Raw genomic sequence first — 14,182 nt, forward strand, 5'->3', positions numbered from 1 at the left:
AAGGTTCTTGTACGAAGTTTCACAGTGGCGTGTCGCCGCGATCTAGAGCGGATGGTAGTCTTGAAGCCATGTTGTTGTCAGGGAGCCCTTATGGGCAATCACAAGATCGGTATTCGTCGGGTCAACGTCGAAAAGATTCTGCTGGCGGCTGAAAAGGTCTTCGCCGAGAAGGGCTATGGCAGCACCGCCATGGCCGACATCGCTGAAGAAGTGCAACTGCCGCGCTCCAACCTGCATTACTACTTCAGTACCAAGAGCGAGCTGTACAGCGCGGTGTTGTTCGACCTGCTGGAGGTGTGGAAGCAGGACGCCTTGTGCTTCGAGATGTTCGACGACCCGCGGGTGGTGCTCAGTAGCTACATCCGCGCCAAGATGCAACATTCCCGCAGCCGGCCTTATGGTTCGAAAGTCTGGGCGAATGAAATCATCCACGGCGCGCCAACCCTGGGGGAGGCGCTGGATGTGAGCCTGTATGACTGGGCCAAGATGAAGGAAGCGAAGATTCGCCAGTGGGTGGAGGACAAGCGGATTTTGCCGGTGGAGCCGTCGAGCCTGCTGTATATGATCTGGGCGTCGACCCAGCACTATGCCGACTTTGATCATCAGGTGAAGATCCTGAATGACCATCAGCCGTTGTCGGACATGCAGTTTGAGCGGGCGGTGCAGACGGTGACGAGTGTGATCCTGCGGGGGATCGGGTTGGAGCCCTAGATCGTTCCCACGCTCCGCGTGGGAGTGCCGCCCTGGACGCTCTGCGTCCGCTCTTAAGGTCGTGACGCGGAGCGTCAACGGATGCATTCCCACGCGGAGCGTGGGAACGATCATTCAGGCTACACCGCCTCGCGGTAGGGGTTCCTCGGGTCCTGCGTCCAGTTCAAAAACGGCTTTCCGGTATCCACCGGCACCATCTCGATACAGTCCGCCACCGGGCAGGTGATCTGGCACAGGTTGCACCCCACGCACTCATCATCGATCACCTCGTATTTATGTGTCCCATCCGCCTGCTTCAAGCTGGCAATCGCCTGGTGCGACGTGTCTTCACAGGCAATATGGCAACGCCCACAGCCAATACACGCCGCCTGGTCAATTTTGGCGATCACCTGGTAATTGATATCCAGGTACTTCCAATCCGTCGTATTGCCCACGGCCCGCCCGGAAAATTCCTGCAGGCTGCTGTAACCCTGGCTGTCCATCCACCGCGACAGCCCGTCCTTCATTTCTTCGACAATCCGAAACCCATGCAGCATCGCCGCCGTGCACACCTGCACCGCGCCGCAGCCCAGCGCGACGAATTCCGCTGCATCGCGCCAGTTGCCAATCCCGCCAATCCCGCAGATCGGCAAGCCTTGTGTCTGTGGGTCCCGGGCAATCTCCGCCACCATGTTCAGTGCGATGGGTTTCACCGCCGAGCCGCAGTAACCCCCGTGGGTGCTTTGGGTGCCGACCATCGGCAGGGCGACCATGCGCTCCAGGTCGACACTGGTGATGGAGTTGATGGTGTTGATCAGCGACACCGCATCCGCGCCCCCGCGATACGCTGCCCGCGCCGCCACGCGTATGTCGGTGATGTTCGGCGTGAGCTTGACGATCACCGGCAGCGAGCAATAGGTCTTGCACCAGCGCGTCACCTGTTCCACATACTCCGGCACCTGGCCCACCGCCGCGCCCATGCCGCGTTCCGGCATGCCGTGGGGGCAGCCGAAGTTGAGCTCGATGCCGTCGCAGCCTGTGGCTTCCACCAGCGGCAGGATGTGTTTCCAGGATTCTTCAACACACGGCACCATCAGCGACACGATCAGTGCGCGGTCGGGCCAGTCTTTTTTCACCTGGGTGATTTCCCGCAGGTTGATCTCCAGGGACCTATCGGTAATCAGCTCGATATTGTTGATGCCGAGCACTTCACGGTTGGCGCCAAAGTGCGCCGAGTAGCGCGATGAGACGTTGACCGCGGCCGGGTCTTCGCCGAGGGTTTTCCAGACCACGCCGCCCCAGCCTGCTTCAAAGGCGCGGACCACGTTGTAGGCCTTGTCGGTAGGCGGCGCGGAGGCCAGCCAGAACGGATTGGGGGCTTTGATGCCGGCGAATACAATCGAGAGATCGGCCATTACGCAGCCTCCACATTCAGCATGAGTTGAGCGTGCATGGCTTGCGCGGCCAGCTTGCCGTGTTGCACGGCCTGGACGGTGAGGTCCTGGCCGAGGCTGACGCAATCGCCGCCGGCGTACACACCGGGGATGCTGGTGCGCAGCTGTTCGTTGACGAAGATCCGATCGCCCTGGCGTTGCAGTTGGTGGGCCAGCGGGTCGTGCAGCGCCTCGTCGTCGAAGCCTTGGCCGATGGCCTTGAAGATCGCGTCGGCGGCCAGTTCGAAGGTCTCGCCGGTGGCTTGCAGGCGGCCATCGACCATGCGGGTGCGGGCGAAACGCATGCCGCGCACATGGCCCTGGTCGTCGAGCAACACTTCTTCGGGCTGGGCCCAGGTCAGCAGGCGTACCTGGTTGGCCTTGGCGATGTCCTGCTCATGGCCGGTGGCGCCCATTTCAGCCAGGCCACGGCGATACACCAGGTTGACGTCACGGGCACCGAGGCGGGCCATTTGCACCGCCATGTCGATGGCCGTGTTGCCGGCGCCGAGCACGATGCAACGGTCGGCCAGGGGCAGTTGACTGAGGTCGTCGGCCTGGCGCAGTTCACGGATGTAGTCGGTGGCGGCGAGCAGGCCGGGGGCGTCTTCGTGTGGCAGGCCGAGCTGTTTGCTGGCAGCCAGGCCAAGGCCGAGGAACACTGCATCGAACTGCTGGTGCAGTTCGCTCAAGGTCAGGTTGTCGCCCAGGCGCTGGCCGTGACGGATCTCGATGCCGCCAATTTGCAGGAGGAAATCCAGTTCCTTTTGCGCGAAGTCATCCACCAGCTTGTACTTGGCGATCCCGTATTCATTCAGGCCGCCGGCTTTTTCCCGGGCTTCGAAAATCACCACGTCATGGCCGTGCAGGGCGCTGCGATGGGCGCAGGACAAACCCGCAGGCCCGGCGCCGACCACCGCGATGCGCTTGCCGGTGGGCGCGGCGCGCTGGAACGGGTGTTCGCTGAAGTGCGCGTTGTCCACCGCGTAACGCTGCAACAGGCCGATCAGCACCGGGGCGCATTCCTCGGCATTGTTGCGCACGCAGGCTTGCTGGCAGAGGATTTCCGTCGGGCAGACCCGGGCGCAACTGCCGCCGAGGATATTCGCCGAGAGAATCTTCTGCGCGGCGCCCTGGACGTTCTCCGTGTGGATATTGCGGATGAACGACGGGATATCGATCTCGCTGGGGCACGCGTTGACGCACGGCGCGTCGTAGCAGTAGAGGCAGCGCGACGCTTCCAGTTGGGCTTGCCGGGCATTGAGCGGCGGCGCCAGGTCGGTGAAATGCGCGGCGAGGGCCGCCGCATCTTCATGGGGGTGGGGAAGATGGTTCAGGGTCTGGATCACGGTATTGGCCTCACGGTTTTTGAGGTGCTGCCTCTGGTGGGCAGTGGTTTTTTTGTTGCCTGTACCGGCCTCTTCGCGAGCAAGCCCGCTCCCACATTCGACTGCATTTATCCTGTTGGAATGGGGGCGAATGTGGGAGCGGGCTTGCTCGCGAATGGCGGCCTCAGCGTTTCACAGCAACCGGCCTGGAACGCTCCGCCCGCTTGCTCAACTGCTCAAACACCGGCGGATACGTCGGCCGTTCGATATACCGACCCGCACCCCGTTCGGCGCGCAAATCCCCATCCGCCCAGACCAGCTTGCCCTGGCTGATGGTATGGCTCGGCACGCCGCGCACGGTCTTGCCTTCGAAGATGTTGAAGTCGACTTTCTGGTGGTGAGTCTTCGCGGAAATGGTCCGTGTGCCTTGCGGGTCCCACAGCACCAGGTCAGCATCGGCCCCCACGCCGATCGCACCTTTACGCGGGTACAGGTTGAAGATCTTCGCCGTGTTGGTAGACGTCAGCGCGACGAATTCCTGCATCGACAAGCGCCCAGTGTTCACGCCCTCATCCCACAACAGCGCCATGCGGTCTTCGATACCGGCAGTGCCATTGGGAATTTTGCTGAAGTCATCCCGCCCGGCGGCTTTTTGCTCGGCGCAGAAGCAGCAATGGTCGGTGGCGGTGGTGTGCAGGTTGCCCGATTGCAAGCCATGCCACAGTGCCTCCTGATGCCCGCGCGGGCGGAAGGGCGGGCTCATCACATAGCCGGCGGCGGTCTGCCAGTCGGGGTGTTGATACACGCTGTCGTCCAGCAGCAGATGCCCGGCCAATACTTCGCCGTACACCGGCTGGCCCTTGCTGCGGGCGTAGGTGATTTCATCCAGCGCTTCCTTGGTGGACACGTGCACCAGGTACAGCGGCGTGCCGATGGTTTCGGCAATCCTGATCGCCCGGCTGGCGGCTTCACCTTCCACCTGCGAAGGCCGCGACAACGGATGCGCTTCAGGCCCGGTAATGCCCTGGGCCATCAGCTTGCGTTGCAGGTGATACACCAGCTCGCCGTTTTCGGCATGCACCGTCGGTACCGCACCCAGTTCCAGGCAGCGTTCGAAGCTCGCCACCAAGGTGTCGTCGGCGGCCATGATTGCGTTCTTGTACGCCATGAAATGCTTGAAGCTGTTGATGCCGTGTTGGCTCACCAGCTCGGCCATTTCCTCGCGGACCTGCTCGCTCCACCAGGTAATCGCGACGTGAAAGCCGTAGTCGGACGCCGACTTCTCGGCCCAGCCGCGCCACTGATGGAAGGCTTCCAGCAGGGATTGCTGCGGGTTGGGAATCACGAAGTCGATGATCGACGTGGTGCCGCCCGCCAACCCGGCGGCCGTGCCACTGAAAAAATCTTCACTGGCCACGGTGCCCATGAAGGGCAACTGCATATGGGTGTGGGGGTCGATGCCGCCGGGCATCAGGTATTGACCGCTGCCGTCGAGTATCTCGGTGCCGGCGGGAATATCCAGATCAGTGCCAATGGCGCGGATTAGACCGTCTGCGCATAAAACATCGGCTCGGTAACTTTCATCATGGGTAATAACGGTAGCGCCACGGATCAACAGCGACATGTCGAGTTCCTCACAGGCTTGACCGGCTTGTGCCAGTTCTAAGTGTTGTCATGCATCGCGCCGCTGGAAAGTTAATTCCTGTCAGCGGTGACAGGAATAGAAACTAGCCCGAGTTTTTCGAATGAGCAAGAATATTTTTTATAAGCTTATATCTTTATTAAGTAATTGAATTTTAACGATAAAAAATCAAAATCACCAAAATGTAGCGGCCTCTCACCATTTTGACGCACTTGACAGGTTCCCAATATGAGCAACATTTCCTATTGCAAATCAGACGCTTGAGACATGCCTCTTGACGGGGCCGGTAAATAAAAATAATTGTGTTGCACCAGATTGAGTCCTGATGGTTCGGACAACTTCTGCGTTATTTGGCCTGAGTAACGCTGAAAGTAACGAGGGGCTCTTCGGTCGAGACAATAAAGCTGATAAACATCAGCAAGTTATACAAGCGGTGCGGGCAGGTTGACGGTTTACGGCACGGTTATTGAGTGCGGTGGCGGTTGGCCGGGTCCCGGATGTCATGTTGTCAACGAGGTACTCCGGCCATCCCGTGCACGTCACGGGATGAGCAAAAATAATTCGAAAAAACCGTGGAGCGGCCATGCAACAGAACAGATCGCAAGTCATTGAGCGCAACGGCCTGTACGAACTCGACGCCGGCCCCGACGTCCTCGACAGCCCCCGCTACAACCACGACATGGCACCGACCAAGGTGCGCGAACGCACCTGGAACAAGTGGCATATCACCGCGCTGTGGATCGGCATGTCGGTGTGTGTGCCGACCTACACCCTGGGCGGCGTGCTCACCGCGTACTTCGGGTTGTCGGTGGGCGAGGCGCTGATGGCGATCCTGCTGGCCAATATCGTGGTGCTGATCCCGCTGACACTCAACGCCTTCCCCGGTACCAAGTACGGCATCCCGTTTCCGGTGTTGCTGCGCTCGTCCTTCGGCGTGCTCGGCTCCAACGTGCCGTGCCTGATCCGCGCGCTGGTGGCGTGTGGCTGGTTCGGTATCCAGACGATGTTTGGCGGCCTGGCGATCCACCTGTTCCTGGGGTCGATTTTCGAGGGTTGGAAATCCCTTGGCGGCACCGGTGAAGCGATCGGCTTCATGATCTTCTGGACCCTGAACCTGTGGGTGGTATTGCGTGGCGCCGAGTCGATCAAATGGCTGGAAACCCTGTCGGCACCGCTGCTGGTGGCGGTGGGTATCGGGCTGCTGGTGTGGGCGCTGCCGAATGTGTCGCTGACCGAGCTGATGGCCATCCCGCCCAAACGTCCCGAAGGCGCCAGCCTCACCGGCTACTTCATGGCGGGCCTGACGGCGATGGTGGGTTTCTGGGCCACCTTGTCGTTGAACATTCCCGACTTCAGCCGCTACGCCAAAAGCCAGAAAGACCAGATCCTCGGGCAGATTTTCGGCCTGCCGCTGACCATGTTCCTGTTCGCCGCCCTCGGCGTAATCATGACCGCCGCCTCGGTGAAACTGGTGGGCGTCAGCGTCTCCGACCCGGTCACCCTGATCGGCCATATCCAGCGCCCGGTGTGGGTGGCCGTGGCGATGGCGCTGATCATCATCGCCACCTTGTCCACCAACACCGCGGCGAACATCGTCTCGCCCACCAACGACTTCCAGAACATCGCCCCCAAGCTGATCAACCGCACCACGGCGGTGGTGCTCACCGGCCTGGTGGGCCTGGCGTTGATGGCCCATGAGCTGCTGAAAAAGCTCGGGCTGATCATCTCCGACGTGAGCCTGGAAACCGTCTATTCCAACTGGTTGCTGGGTTACTCAAGCCTCTTGGGGCCGATCGCCGGGATCATGGTGGTGGACTATTTCATCATCAAGAAACAGCAACTGGACCTCGCCGGTTTGTATCGCGATGACGTGTACCCGGCGTGGAACTGGCATGGCTTCCTGGCGTTTGGCGTGCCGGTGGTGTTGACGTTGCTGTCCCTGGGCAGCGATGCGTTCAGCTGGTTCTACAGCTATGGCTGGTTCACCGGCTCGGCGCTCGGTGGCCTGTTGTATTACGCCCTCTGCATGAAACGCGGGGCTCGTGTGGTCGCCGTGAAAACACCGCTTTAATCGATGTGGAATGCAATCAAATGTGGGAGCGGGCTTGCTCGCGAATACGGTGTGCCAGTCGCCAGATGTGTTAGCTGAATCACCGCCTTCGCGAGCAAGCCCGCTCCCACATTTTTGATCGCAGTCCTCCAGTGAGAGTCTGGTCAAATTTATAAGAACTACTGCCTGAGGAGATCCCCATGAACGCTGCCATAGACGTTCTGCAATCCACCCATCAGCACATCAACCGCGATCGTCTGTGGCTGTCCCTGATGGAACTCGCCAAGCTCGGCGCCACCCCCAAGGGCGGTGTGTGCCGCCTGGCCCTGACCGACCTCGATCGCCAGGCCCGCGACCTGTTTGTGAAGTGGTGCGAAGAAGCGGGCTGTACCGTGACCATCGATGGCGTCGGCAATATCTTTGCCCGCCGGCCGGGGCGCAATCCCCAGTTGCCGCCGGTGATGACCGGCAGCCATATCGACACCCAGCCCACCGGCGGCAAGTTTGATGGCTGTTTTGGCGTGCTGGCGGGCGTTGAGGTATTGCGCACCCTCAATGACCTGAAGGTGGAAACCGAAGCGCCGCTGGAAGTGGTGGTGTGGACCAACGAAGAAGGCTCGCGCTTTCCTCCATGCATGATGGGCTCCGGGGTGTTTGCCGAGAAATTCACCCTGGCCGACACGCTGGCCAAGACGGATGCCGACGGCGTGACCGTGGGCGATGCGCTGAATGCCATTGGGTATGCCGGATCACGCCCGGTGAGCGGGCACAAGGTGGGCGCATATTTCGAAGCACATATCGAGCAAGGTCCGATTCTTGAGGATGAAAAGAAAACCATCGGTGTGGTGCTGGGCGCCCTTGGCCAGAAATGGTTCGACCTGAAACTGCGGGGTGTCGAGGCGCATGCGGGGCCGACCCCGATGCACCTGCGCAAGGATGCCCTGGTCGGTGCCGCGGCCGTGGTGGCTGCAGTTAACGCGGCGGCGTTGGGTCATCAGCCTCACGCCTGCGGCACCGTCGGCTGCCTGCAAGCGTATCCGGGCTCACGCAACGTCATTCCTGGCGAAGTGCGCATGACCCTGGACTTCCGCCATCTGGAACCGTCGCGGCTGGATTCGATGATTGCCCAGGTGCGCAAGGCGATCGACGAGACCTGCGCCAAGCACGGCCTCACATTCGAGATGACACCCACCGCTGACTTCCCGCCGCTGTACTTCGACAAAGGCTGCGTGGATGCCGTGCGTGATGCGGCCAATGGGTTGGGGTTGTCCAACATGGATATCGTGAGCGGGGCAGGGCATGACGCGATTTTCGTCGCGGAACTGGGGCCCGCGGGGATGATCTTTGTGCCGTGTGAAGGTGGCATCAGCCATAACGAAATCGAGAACGCGGCGCCGGATGATTTGGCGGCGGGGTGTGCGGTGTTGCTGAGGGCGATGGTGGCAGCTTCGGTGGCAATCGCCAGCGGCAAACTGGCTGCCTGAGTCGACAGGCTTCACTCCTCTCAAATGTGGGAGCCGGGCTTGCCCGCGATAGCGGTGTTTCAGACACAGTTGCAGTGCCTGACACTCCGCTATCGCAGGCAAGCCAGCTCCCACATTTATAGGTCAGCTCACGGCTACCCTCGCATCCACCACCCGATCTACAAGCAACTGCACGCCCTCCAGCATCCGACACATCCCCAGCATCACGCTGCGCTGTGAACCATCAACCTCAAAGGCCAAGTGCGCGGCGATGGCATTGATAGATTCCAGATCCTGAGAGGCATTAAGCAGCAGGGTTTCGGTATCGAGACCAGGGCGGAGGGTGAAGAGCAGGTTTGAATCGGAAAGAGGATTTGGACTGTCTTTGATCATGATGCAGTTCCTGGAGAGTTAGAGACTACCACCAGGGTTTTCTCACGAACGAAGGTGGCAGCTGTACGCGGAGTGAGAAAACCAAGACCCCAGGAGCTTGGCCACGCCGAAGCGTGCCCGCGCACAGCCGCCATAACAGCGAGCACAGAAAAAGCGCCTGCACTGTATACGGCGGGCGCTTTTGCGCCAATGGAGTCGTTCGGATTTCTCACGTCCGGTCGCTGAATTGGCAGCGACTGGCGAAGACTAGTGGTGCCCGTTCCGACCAGCAACCCGAAAGAAGCGTAGGAAATATGTCGCTTCGAGGATGGGTTGTAAGGCATGTCCTGCTCCTTTGTACGAAGTCTCCTTTGTTCATCGGCCTCTCATCATCTCAGCTATCGATATTACGTTTACCGCGCCTTGGAGGACGACAGTGAAGTATTGGCTGCATTGAGGGATGCCAGTCCATTTCTAATTACGCGTGACGCATCGGCAAAAGTTGATGTTCAGGGCCGTACGATCAATGTGTCGGTGGCGGGGGATGTATCCGACTATCACAGCAGTTCGCTGTATCGACATGCCGATGGCAGCGATTACACAGCGGTGAGTGTTTTTCTGAATAGTCGGCCGGAGGATTGAAATTGGCGGTGGGTCAGTCTAGAGATGTTTGACGTGACGCACGTCGGTGGTGATTGCCAGCGGCAAACTGGGGGCCTGAGTCGTCAGGCTTCACTCCTCTCAAATGTGGGAGCCGGGCTTGCCCGCGATAGCGGTGTTTCAGACACAGTTGCAGTGCCTGACACTCCGCTATCGCAGGCAAGCCAGCTCCCACATTTGATCCAGGGTGGGCTCGAGATTTGTATCAGGCGTCAGGCTTCCAACCGCCGCCCAGCGCCGTCACCAAGCCTACACTTGCCTGCAACTGCCGCGTTTGCACCGCTTGCAACGTGCGCTGCGCCTGCAACGCTGCGGTCTGCGCCGTCACCACATCCAGATAACTCAGAGCCCCCGCCAGATAACTGTTCATCCAGCGCTTTCTGCTGCAAATCCGGCAGTTGCCCCTAGTTATCTTTAACCTTGCGCACGGCGCGTAAAACCTGGCTGAGGTAGTGGGCCGAGGCCTCTTCAAACTCGGCCTTGGCTTGGCACTCAGGCGCCCGCCGTCGAAGATCGGCAGGTTTACCAAGGACCCCAGAGCCCAGTGGATACTGGTAACTGCAGATAATGGGTTAAATAGTATGAAGGTCACATCCGAGCAGCTTGTGTGAAAGTTCCCTTTTTCATTTTTCCGTTATCGGTGCTACCTGAAGGTGTTAGTTTTTTTGCAAGCACCTAACCGTTTTGCTAGCTATTTACTTTTGCAATGTTTTGATAGGGTCAAATGCATCGGAATAAATGCTTGGGTTAAAGGAGGAATAATGAAGCTAGGTGATATAGGAGATACGCCACTTGTGGAGGTTAAAAGCGACAGCGGAAATCGGGTGTTTTCAAAGTGCGAGTTTATGAACCCGTCGGGCAGTCATAAGGATAGAACCTACTTGAGTATCATTACCAAGCTAGAGGCATCGGGGGTTATTCAACCTGGCATGATACTGGTGGATAGTTCCACAGGGAACGGAGGTGCCGCGCTCGCATGGATAGGCAGAGAAAAAGGTTATTCAATAAGAGTTTTTATGCCAGAGGGCATGACGCAGGAACGCAAAGCACAAATTTTATCTTATGGGGCACAAATAACCGAAACTCCAAAGGAAGAGTTTTTAGCTGGAGCGGCTACGATGGCCAAAAAGTTTTCCTCAGAAGCACTAGAAGGAAATACCTACTTTCTGGATCAGTCCAATACGCTACTAAATAAAGAGGCATGGCACGGCTGTGGCGAAGAAATCGTCAATGCACTAAAAAAGATGAATGTCATACCTGACTTTTTCATATGCTCCATCGGTACAGGGGGAACGTTTTCCGGTATTGCAGAAGTGTTGAAACGAGAATACAAAGAAATTAAAGCTATAGGTATAGAGGTCAAAAGTTCGGCACCTCTCTACGCGATGAAGAAAAATACGGCTTTTAAGCATCGTCCTCATAATCTTATGGGGCTGGGGGCTGGAGTATTATCCATTAATACGATACCTGAACTTGTAGATGAGGTGAGGTTAGTTGATGGCGCCCGGTCTTGGCAGCGCATGAAGCAATTTATCGTTGATTCGGGTATCCAGATTGGACCAACTTGCGGCGCAAATTTATTGGTCTGTGACGAGATTATTCGGGAGTGTAACAATCAAAATATCGTGACTCTATTTTTTGATAGTGCGTGGAAATATAGAAGTCGCTGGGATGGTATTTATCCAGAATACAGGGAGGATTGAAAAAATGTTACTTGAAGATGTTTATAGGAACGCCGATGTTGTGAATTCTGGAAAAGCATTGACTACGGTTAATGAATTTGCGGATCAGATTCCCGCGCTGCGGCCACAAGTTTTGATGGAAGTCGCTCAGAGGTCAATTAGGCTTATGGATCTGACTGCTACTAAAATTGTTACTGAGGAGGATAAAGGGGCACCTCTCGCCACAGCGGTTTCGTTATTGACTGGCATTCCTCTTGCGATGGCGCGCTGGTATCCCTATAGCCTGGGTTGTCTAAATGAGCAGGTTGTGGATATTAGTTCAGAATACTTTGACGGGAAACTATATCTCAACGGAATAGGTCGCGATGATCGAGTTGTCATCGTTGATGATACGTTGAGTACCGGGGGGACGATTGTTTCATTGGTTGACGCCGTTAGAGCAAGTGGCGGGGAAGTTTTAGGTGTTATCTGTGCAGTAGAAAAAGTAGGCAGCGGAGGAATCGGGGAAGTGTTTGAGAAAACTGGGATTTTGGTAAAAACTATAATAAAAATCAATGTGAGGGCTGGAGGTGTTGAGGTGATTGACTGATGCGGATTTTAGATGGCATCAAGACGATGAAGCAATTCGAAGCCCGTCAAGGTTGCACACCATCTGGTGATTTAAATGAGTAGCTTGATGCGGCGCGGAATGGTGCTTGGGCTGATTTTTTGCTTTATCAGTGCTGCATTTGACGTGTATGTGGCTTTTGTTACCCAAATGATAAATCCCTTGGTAGTCATTTTTTACTGCTTCAGTTTTTCAGGAGCGTTTTTTCTAAGTTTTACGCTCTTGCGAAGTAACAAAAAACTTATCATAAAACTGTGCGAAAACATATTGTTAGTTTTTTTAGTCAATGTTGCAGTTCTATTGAACTGGGGCGGCCTGTTCTACGCACTCCGTTACCTGGAACCTGCCGTTGTCGGCGTGGCCTCAGTGGCATGCGGGCCGGCGCTAACGCTCATCCTCTCTGCTCTTGATAAAAACAGAGTTAAAACCGCGTTGGCGGATACATTGATTTCCTGGCTGGTACTGATTTCCGTGGGAATCATGTTGTTCAAGTCATTCATGGGTGACAGTGGTGTGTCTTCCACCACTACCGGGCAGCGAATGCTTGGCATCGTCAGCGTTCTGGTGTGCGCGTTGGGCACCGTGATGTATACGATCGTCTCGAAAAAGCTATTCGCTCGACAGTGGGTTGTTTATGAAATTCTGGCGGTCCGAAATGTGGTGATGATCATTGCCTGTGTCGTCTTGATTCCCGCGACGGGTGTCGGTTTTGCCTTGGGCCCTGAGCTGTTCTGGCCGATGCTGACGTTAGTGGTGATTGGCCATTTGCTGCCGATTTATCTGATTCAAAAAACCATTCATTATCTCAGTGCTATCCATGTCTCGCTGTTACTGCTGACACTGCCGGTGTTTGTCCTGCTGCTTCAATATCTCGACACACGAGTGGAGTTTTCGGCAGCCAGTGTCACGGCGGTTGGCGTCATTATTTTTTTACTCTCTGGACGAGCAATCGCAAGTCTGTATCTCGAAAGGCGGGGATTGAGATGAGCAGAGTCGTGATAGTCGATGGTTTTTCATCCGGTAAGTTTGTCGCGAAAGCGTTGCGTGAGCGAGGCTGTACGTTGATCCATGTGGCGTCGTCCGCGACGCTCGATGATTATTACTACATGGGTTTCGATGCCTCGATTTATGAATGTCTGATCGTCAATAAGCAGTTGGAAGCGACGGTCGAACGCGTTGCGACGTTCGATCCCCAGTACATCATCGCTGGGGCTGAAACCGGTGTGTTGTTGTCTGATTGGCTCAACGAGCAGCTCAATCTTCCTTATCGCAACCAATTCAACCGAACTCAGGCGCGCAGGAACAAGTTTGAAATGATCCGTTGTGTCGCCGACGCTGGGCTGCCAGCCGCGCAACAGGCTATCGTTGAGTCATGGAATGCGGCCAAGGCCTGGATCCTGGGGCATGGCAGGTTTCCCGTGGTGCTGAAACCTCTGGATAGTGCAGGCGCGGATGGGGTTTATATTTGCGATGATTTGCAAGATTGTGAGGTCGCCTTCGGAAAGGTTTTGGGAACGACCAATCGACTCAATATTAGGAACGCTCAGGTCCTGATCCAGGAATATTTGGTTGGTGTGGAATATGTTGTGAATATGGTCTCCCTGGGCGCGAGGCAGATGGTCACTGAAGTGGTGAGATACCGAAAGGAGCGGCTGGACAGCGGTAGCGTCATTTACGACATTGATGAACTGGTCAGCCCTGCCGAGCCTGAGTGTGAGCTGCTGGTCGACTACACCCGCAAGGTCGTCAGAAGCCTGGGCATTGAAAATGGCCCTAGCCACGCGGAGGTTATGCTGACCGAAAAAGGTCCCAGACTTGTGGAGATCGCAGCGCGCACCGACGGAATTCTTCGTCCTGAAGTATCCGAACAGACGACAGGACTGGGGCAGATTCGCGCCACGGTTATGTCCATCGTTGAGCCGGAACAATTTGAGCGCTTGCTTGACGCCCAGGTAGGTTATGAATTGTTGCTGCACAGCTATAACGTCTGCCTAATCAATCGTTCGCCGGGTTGTTTCACCAAAGAGCTGTTTTTAAGCGAGCTTCTGAAGCTCGAGTCCTATTTTTATTCGGTGTTCTACGTTGGCAGCGGGCAGCCGATTGGCATGACCAAAGACGTATTCAGCCAACCGGGTACCATTTATTTGGTGCATGCCGACAACGCGGTCATCAAGGCGGATTATTTGAAGCTTCGAGCACTCGAGGCTGTGGGAGCCTACTTGGCGCCCTGACGTCCGGATCAACAAAACTCCCGT

11 protein-coding genes and 1 pseudogene are annotated in these 14,182 nt (G+C 56.7%); 7 read left to right on the top strand and 5 right to left on the bottom strand.

The features are described 5' to 3' along the window. Window positions 1–90 precede the first annotated feature (90 nt). Entirely contained in the window at window positions 91–711 is a 621-nt protein-coding gene (locus ACIOMR_RS23330) for a TetR/AcrR family transcriptional regulator (protein ID WP_003207828.1), read from the top strand. 119 nt (window positions 712–830) lie between these two features. Here the strand turns inward: ACIOMR_RS23330 and preA are convergent, their stop codons facing one another. The 3 genes from preA to hydA all read right to left on the bottom strand — a co-directional run bounded on the left by preA (window position 831) and on the right by hydA (window position 5,075). Continuing rightward, the gene (preA, locus tag ACIOMR_RS23335) at window positions 831–2,105 is read right to left on the bottom strand and encodes an NAD-dependent dihydropyrimidine dehydrogenase subunit PreA (RefSeq protein ID WP_003207829.1); all 1,275 of its coding nucleotides are present in this window, start codon (window positions 2,103–2,105) and stop codon (window positions 831–833) included. Further along, complete coding sequence (locus tag ACIOMR_RS23340; protein WP_087694481.1) at window positions 2,105–3,472, bottom strand: NAD(P)-dependent oxidoreductase; 1,368 nt, start codon at window positions 3,470–3,472, stop codon at window positions 2,105–2,107. The genes preA and ACIOMR_RS23340 overlap by 1 nt, the downstream gene beginning before the upstream one ends. 163 nt (window positions 3,473–3,635) lie before the next feature. Further along, complete coding sequence (gene hydA, locus ACIOMR_RS23345; RefSeq protein ID WP_401196610.1) at window positions 3,636–5,075, bottom strand: dihydropyrimidinase; 1,440 nt, start codon at window positions 5,073–5,075, stop codon at window positions 3,636–3,638. Window positions 5,076–5,676: 601 nt separating this feature from the next. Between hydA and ACIOMR_RS23350 the strand changes: the two genes are divergently transcribed. Together ACIOMR_RS23350 and ACIOMR_RS23355 are read left to right on the top strand one after the other, a co-directional pair. Beyond that, complete coding sequence (locus tag ACIOMR_RS23350) at window positions 5,677–7,164, top strand: NCS1 family nucleobase:cation symporter-1 (RefSeq protein ID WP_401196613.1); 1,488 nt, start codon at window positions 5,677–5,679, stop codon at window positions 7,162–7,164. A gap of 179 nt (window positions 7,165–7,343) precedes the next feature. After that, entirely contained in the window at window positions 7,344–8,627 is a 1,284-nt protein-coding gene (locus tag ACIOMR_RS23355; protein WP_401196616.1) for a Zn-dependent hydrolase, read from the top strand. 123 nt (window positions 8,628–8,750) lie between these two features. On the opposite strand, the gene ACIOMR_RS23360 is transcribed toward ACIOMR_RS23355, so the two are convergent. Continuing rightward, on the bottom strand, window positions 8,751–8,999 hold the full coding sequence (locus ACIOMR_RS23360) for a DUF6124 family protein (RefSeq protein ID WP_087693199.1): 249 nt from the start codon (window positions 8,997–8,999) through the stop codon (window positions 8,751–8,753). A gap of 844 nt (window positions 9,000–9,843) precedes the next feature. After that, window positions 9,844–10,185 (bottom strand): annotated as a pseudogene (locus ACIOMR_RS23365) (RND transporter); the annotation flags it as partial. 214 nt (window positions 10,186–10,399) lie between these two features. Between ACIOMR_RS23365 and ACIOMR_RS23370 the strand changes: the two are divergent. The 4 genes from ACIOMR_RS23370 (at window position 10,400) to ACIOMR_RS23385 (ending at window position 14,158) form a co-directional block, all read left to right on the top strand. Next, window positions 10,400–11,341, top strand: coding sequence for a cysteine synthase family protein (locus ACIOMR_RS23370; protein ID WP_177022259.1), 942 nt, complete (start codon window positions 10,400–10,402; stop codon window positions 11,339–11,341). Between the two features lie 4 nt (window positions 11,342–11,345). Beyond that, on the top strand, window positions 11,346–11,909 hold the full coding sequence (locus ACIOMR_RS23375) for a phosphoribosyltransferase family protein (protein WP_177022258.1): 564 nt from the start codon (window positions 11,346–11,348) through the stop codon (window positions 11,907–11,909). Between the two features lie 75 nt (window positions 11,910–11,984). Beyond that, window positions 11,985–12,914 (top strand): EamA family transporter, encoded by a 930-nt coding sequence (locus ACIOMR_RS23380; RefSeq protein WP_401196620.1) that lies wholly within the window; start codon window positions 11,985–11,987, stop codon window positions 12,912–12,914. Further along, on the top strand, window positions 12,911–14,158 hold the full coding sequence (locus ACIOMR_RS23385; protein ID WP_087693202.1) for an ATP-grasp domain-containing protein: 1,248 nt from the start codon (window positions 12,911–12,913) through the stop codon (window positions 14,156–14,158). Before ACIOMR_RS23380 ends, ACIOMR_RS23385 begins: the two co-directional genes overlap by 4 nt. Window positions 14,159–14,182 lie beyond the last annotated feature (24 nt).

Source organism: Pseudomonas sp. NPDC087814, from assembly GCF_044742865.1.
Taxonomy (GTDB): domain Bacteria; phylum Pseudomonadota; class Gammaproteobacteria; order Pseudomonadales; family Pseudomonadaceae; genus Aquipseudomonas.

Bases quoted from the DNA above. Each gene is read 5' to 3' on its own strand.
- preA (WP_003207829.1), bottom strand. From the start codon at position 2,105: ATGGCCGATCTCTCGATTGTATTCGCCGGCATCAAAGCCCCCAATCCG.
- ACIOMR_RS23370 (WP_177022259.1), top strand. From the start codon at position 10,400: ATGAAGCTAGGTGATATAGGAGATACGCCACTTGTGGAGGTTAAAAGC.
- ACIOMR_RS23380 (WP_401196620.1), top strand. From the start codon at position 11,985: ATGAGTAGCTTGATGCGGCGCGGAATGGTGCTTGGGCTGATTTTTTGC.
- ACIOMR_RS23375 (WP_177022258.1), top strand. From the start codon at position 11,346: ATGTTACTTGAAGATGTTTATAGGAACGCCGATGTTGTGAATTCTGGA.
- ACIOMR_RS23360 (WP_087693199.1), bottom strand. From the start codon at position 8,999: ATGATCAAAGACAGTCCAAATCCTCTTTCCGATTCAAACCTGCTCTTC.
- hydA (WP_401196610.1), bottom strand. From the start codon at position 5,075: ATGTCGCTGTTGATCCGTGGCGCTACCGTTATTACCCATGATGAAAGT.
- ACIOMR_RS23385 (WP_087693202.1), top strand. From the start codon at position 12,911: ATGAGCAGAGTCGTGATAGTCGATGGTTTTTCATCCGGTAAGTTTGTC.
- ACIOMR_RS23330 (WP_003207828.1), top strand. From the start codon at position 91: ATGGGCAATCACAAGATCGGTATTCGTCGGGTCAACGTCGAAAAGATT.
- ACIOMR_RS23355 (WP_401196616.1), top strand. From the start codon at position 7,344: ATGAACGCTGCCATAGACGTTCTGCAATCCACCCATCAGCACATCAAC.
- ACIOMR_RS23350 (WP_401196613.1), top strand. From the start codon at position 5,677: ATGCAACAGAACAGATCGCAAGTCATTGAGCGCAACGGCCTGTACGAA.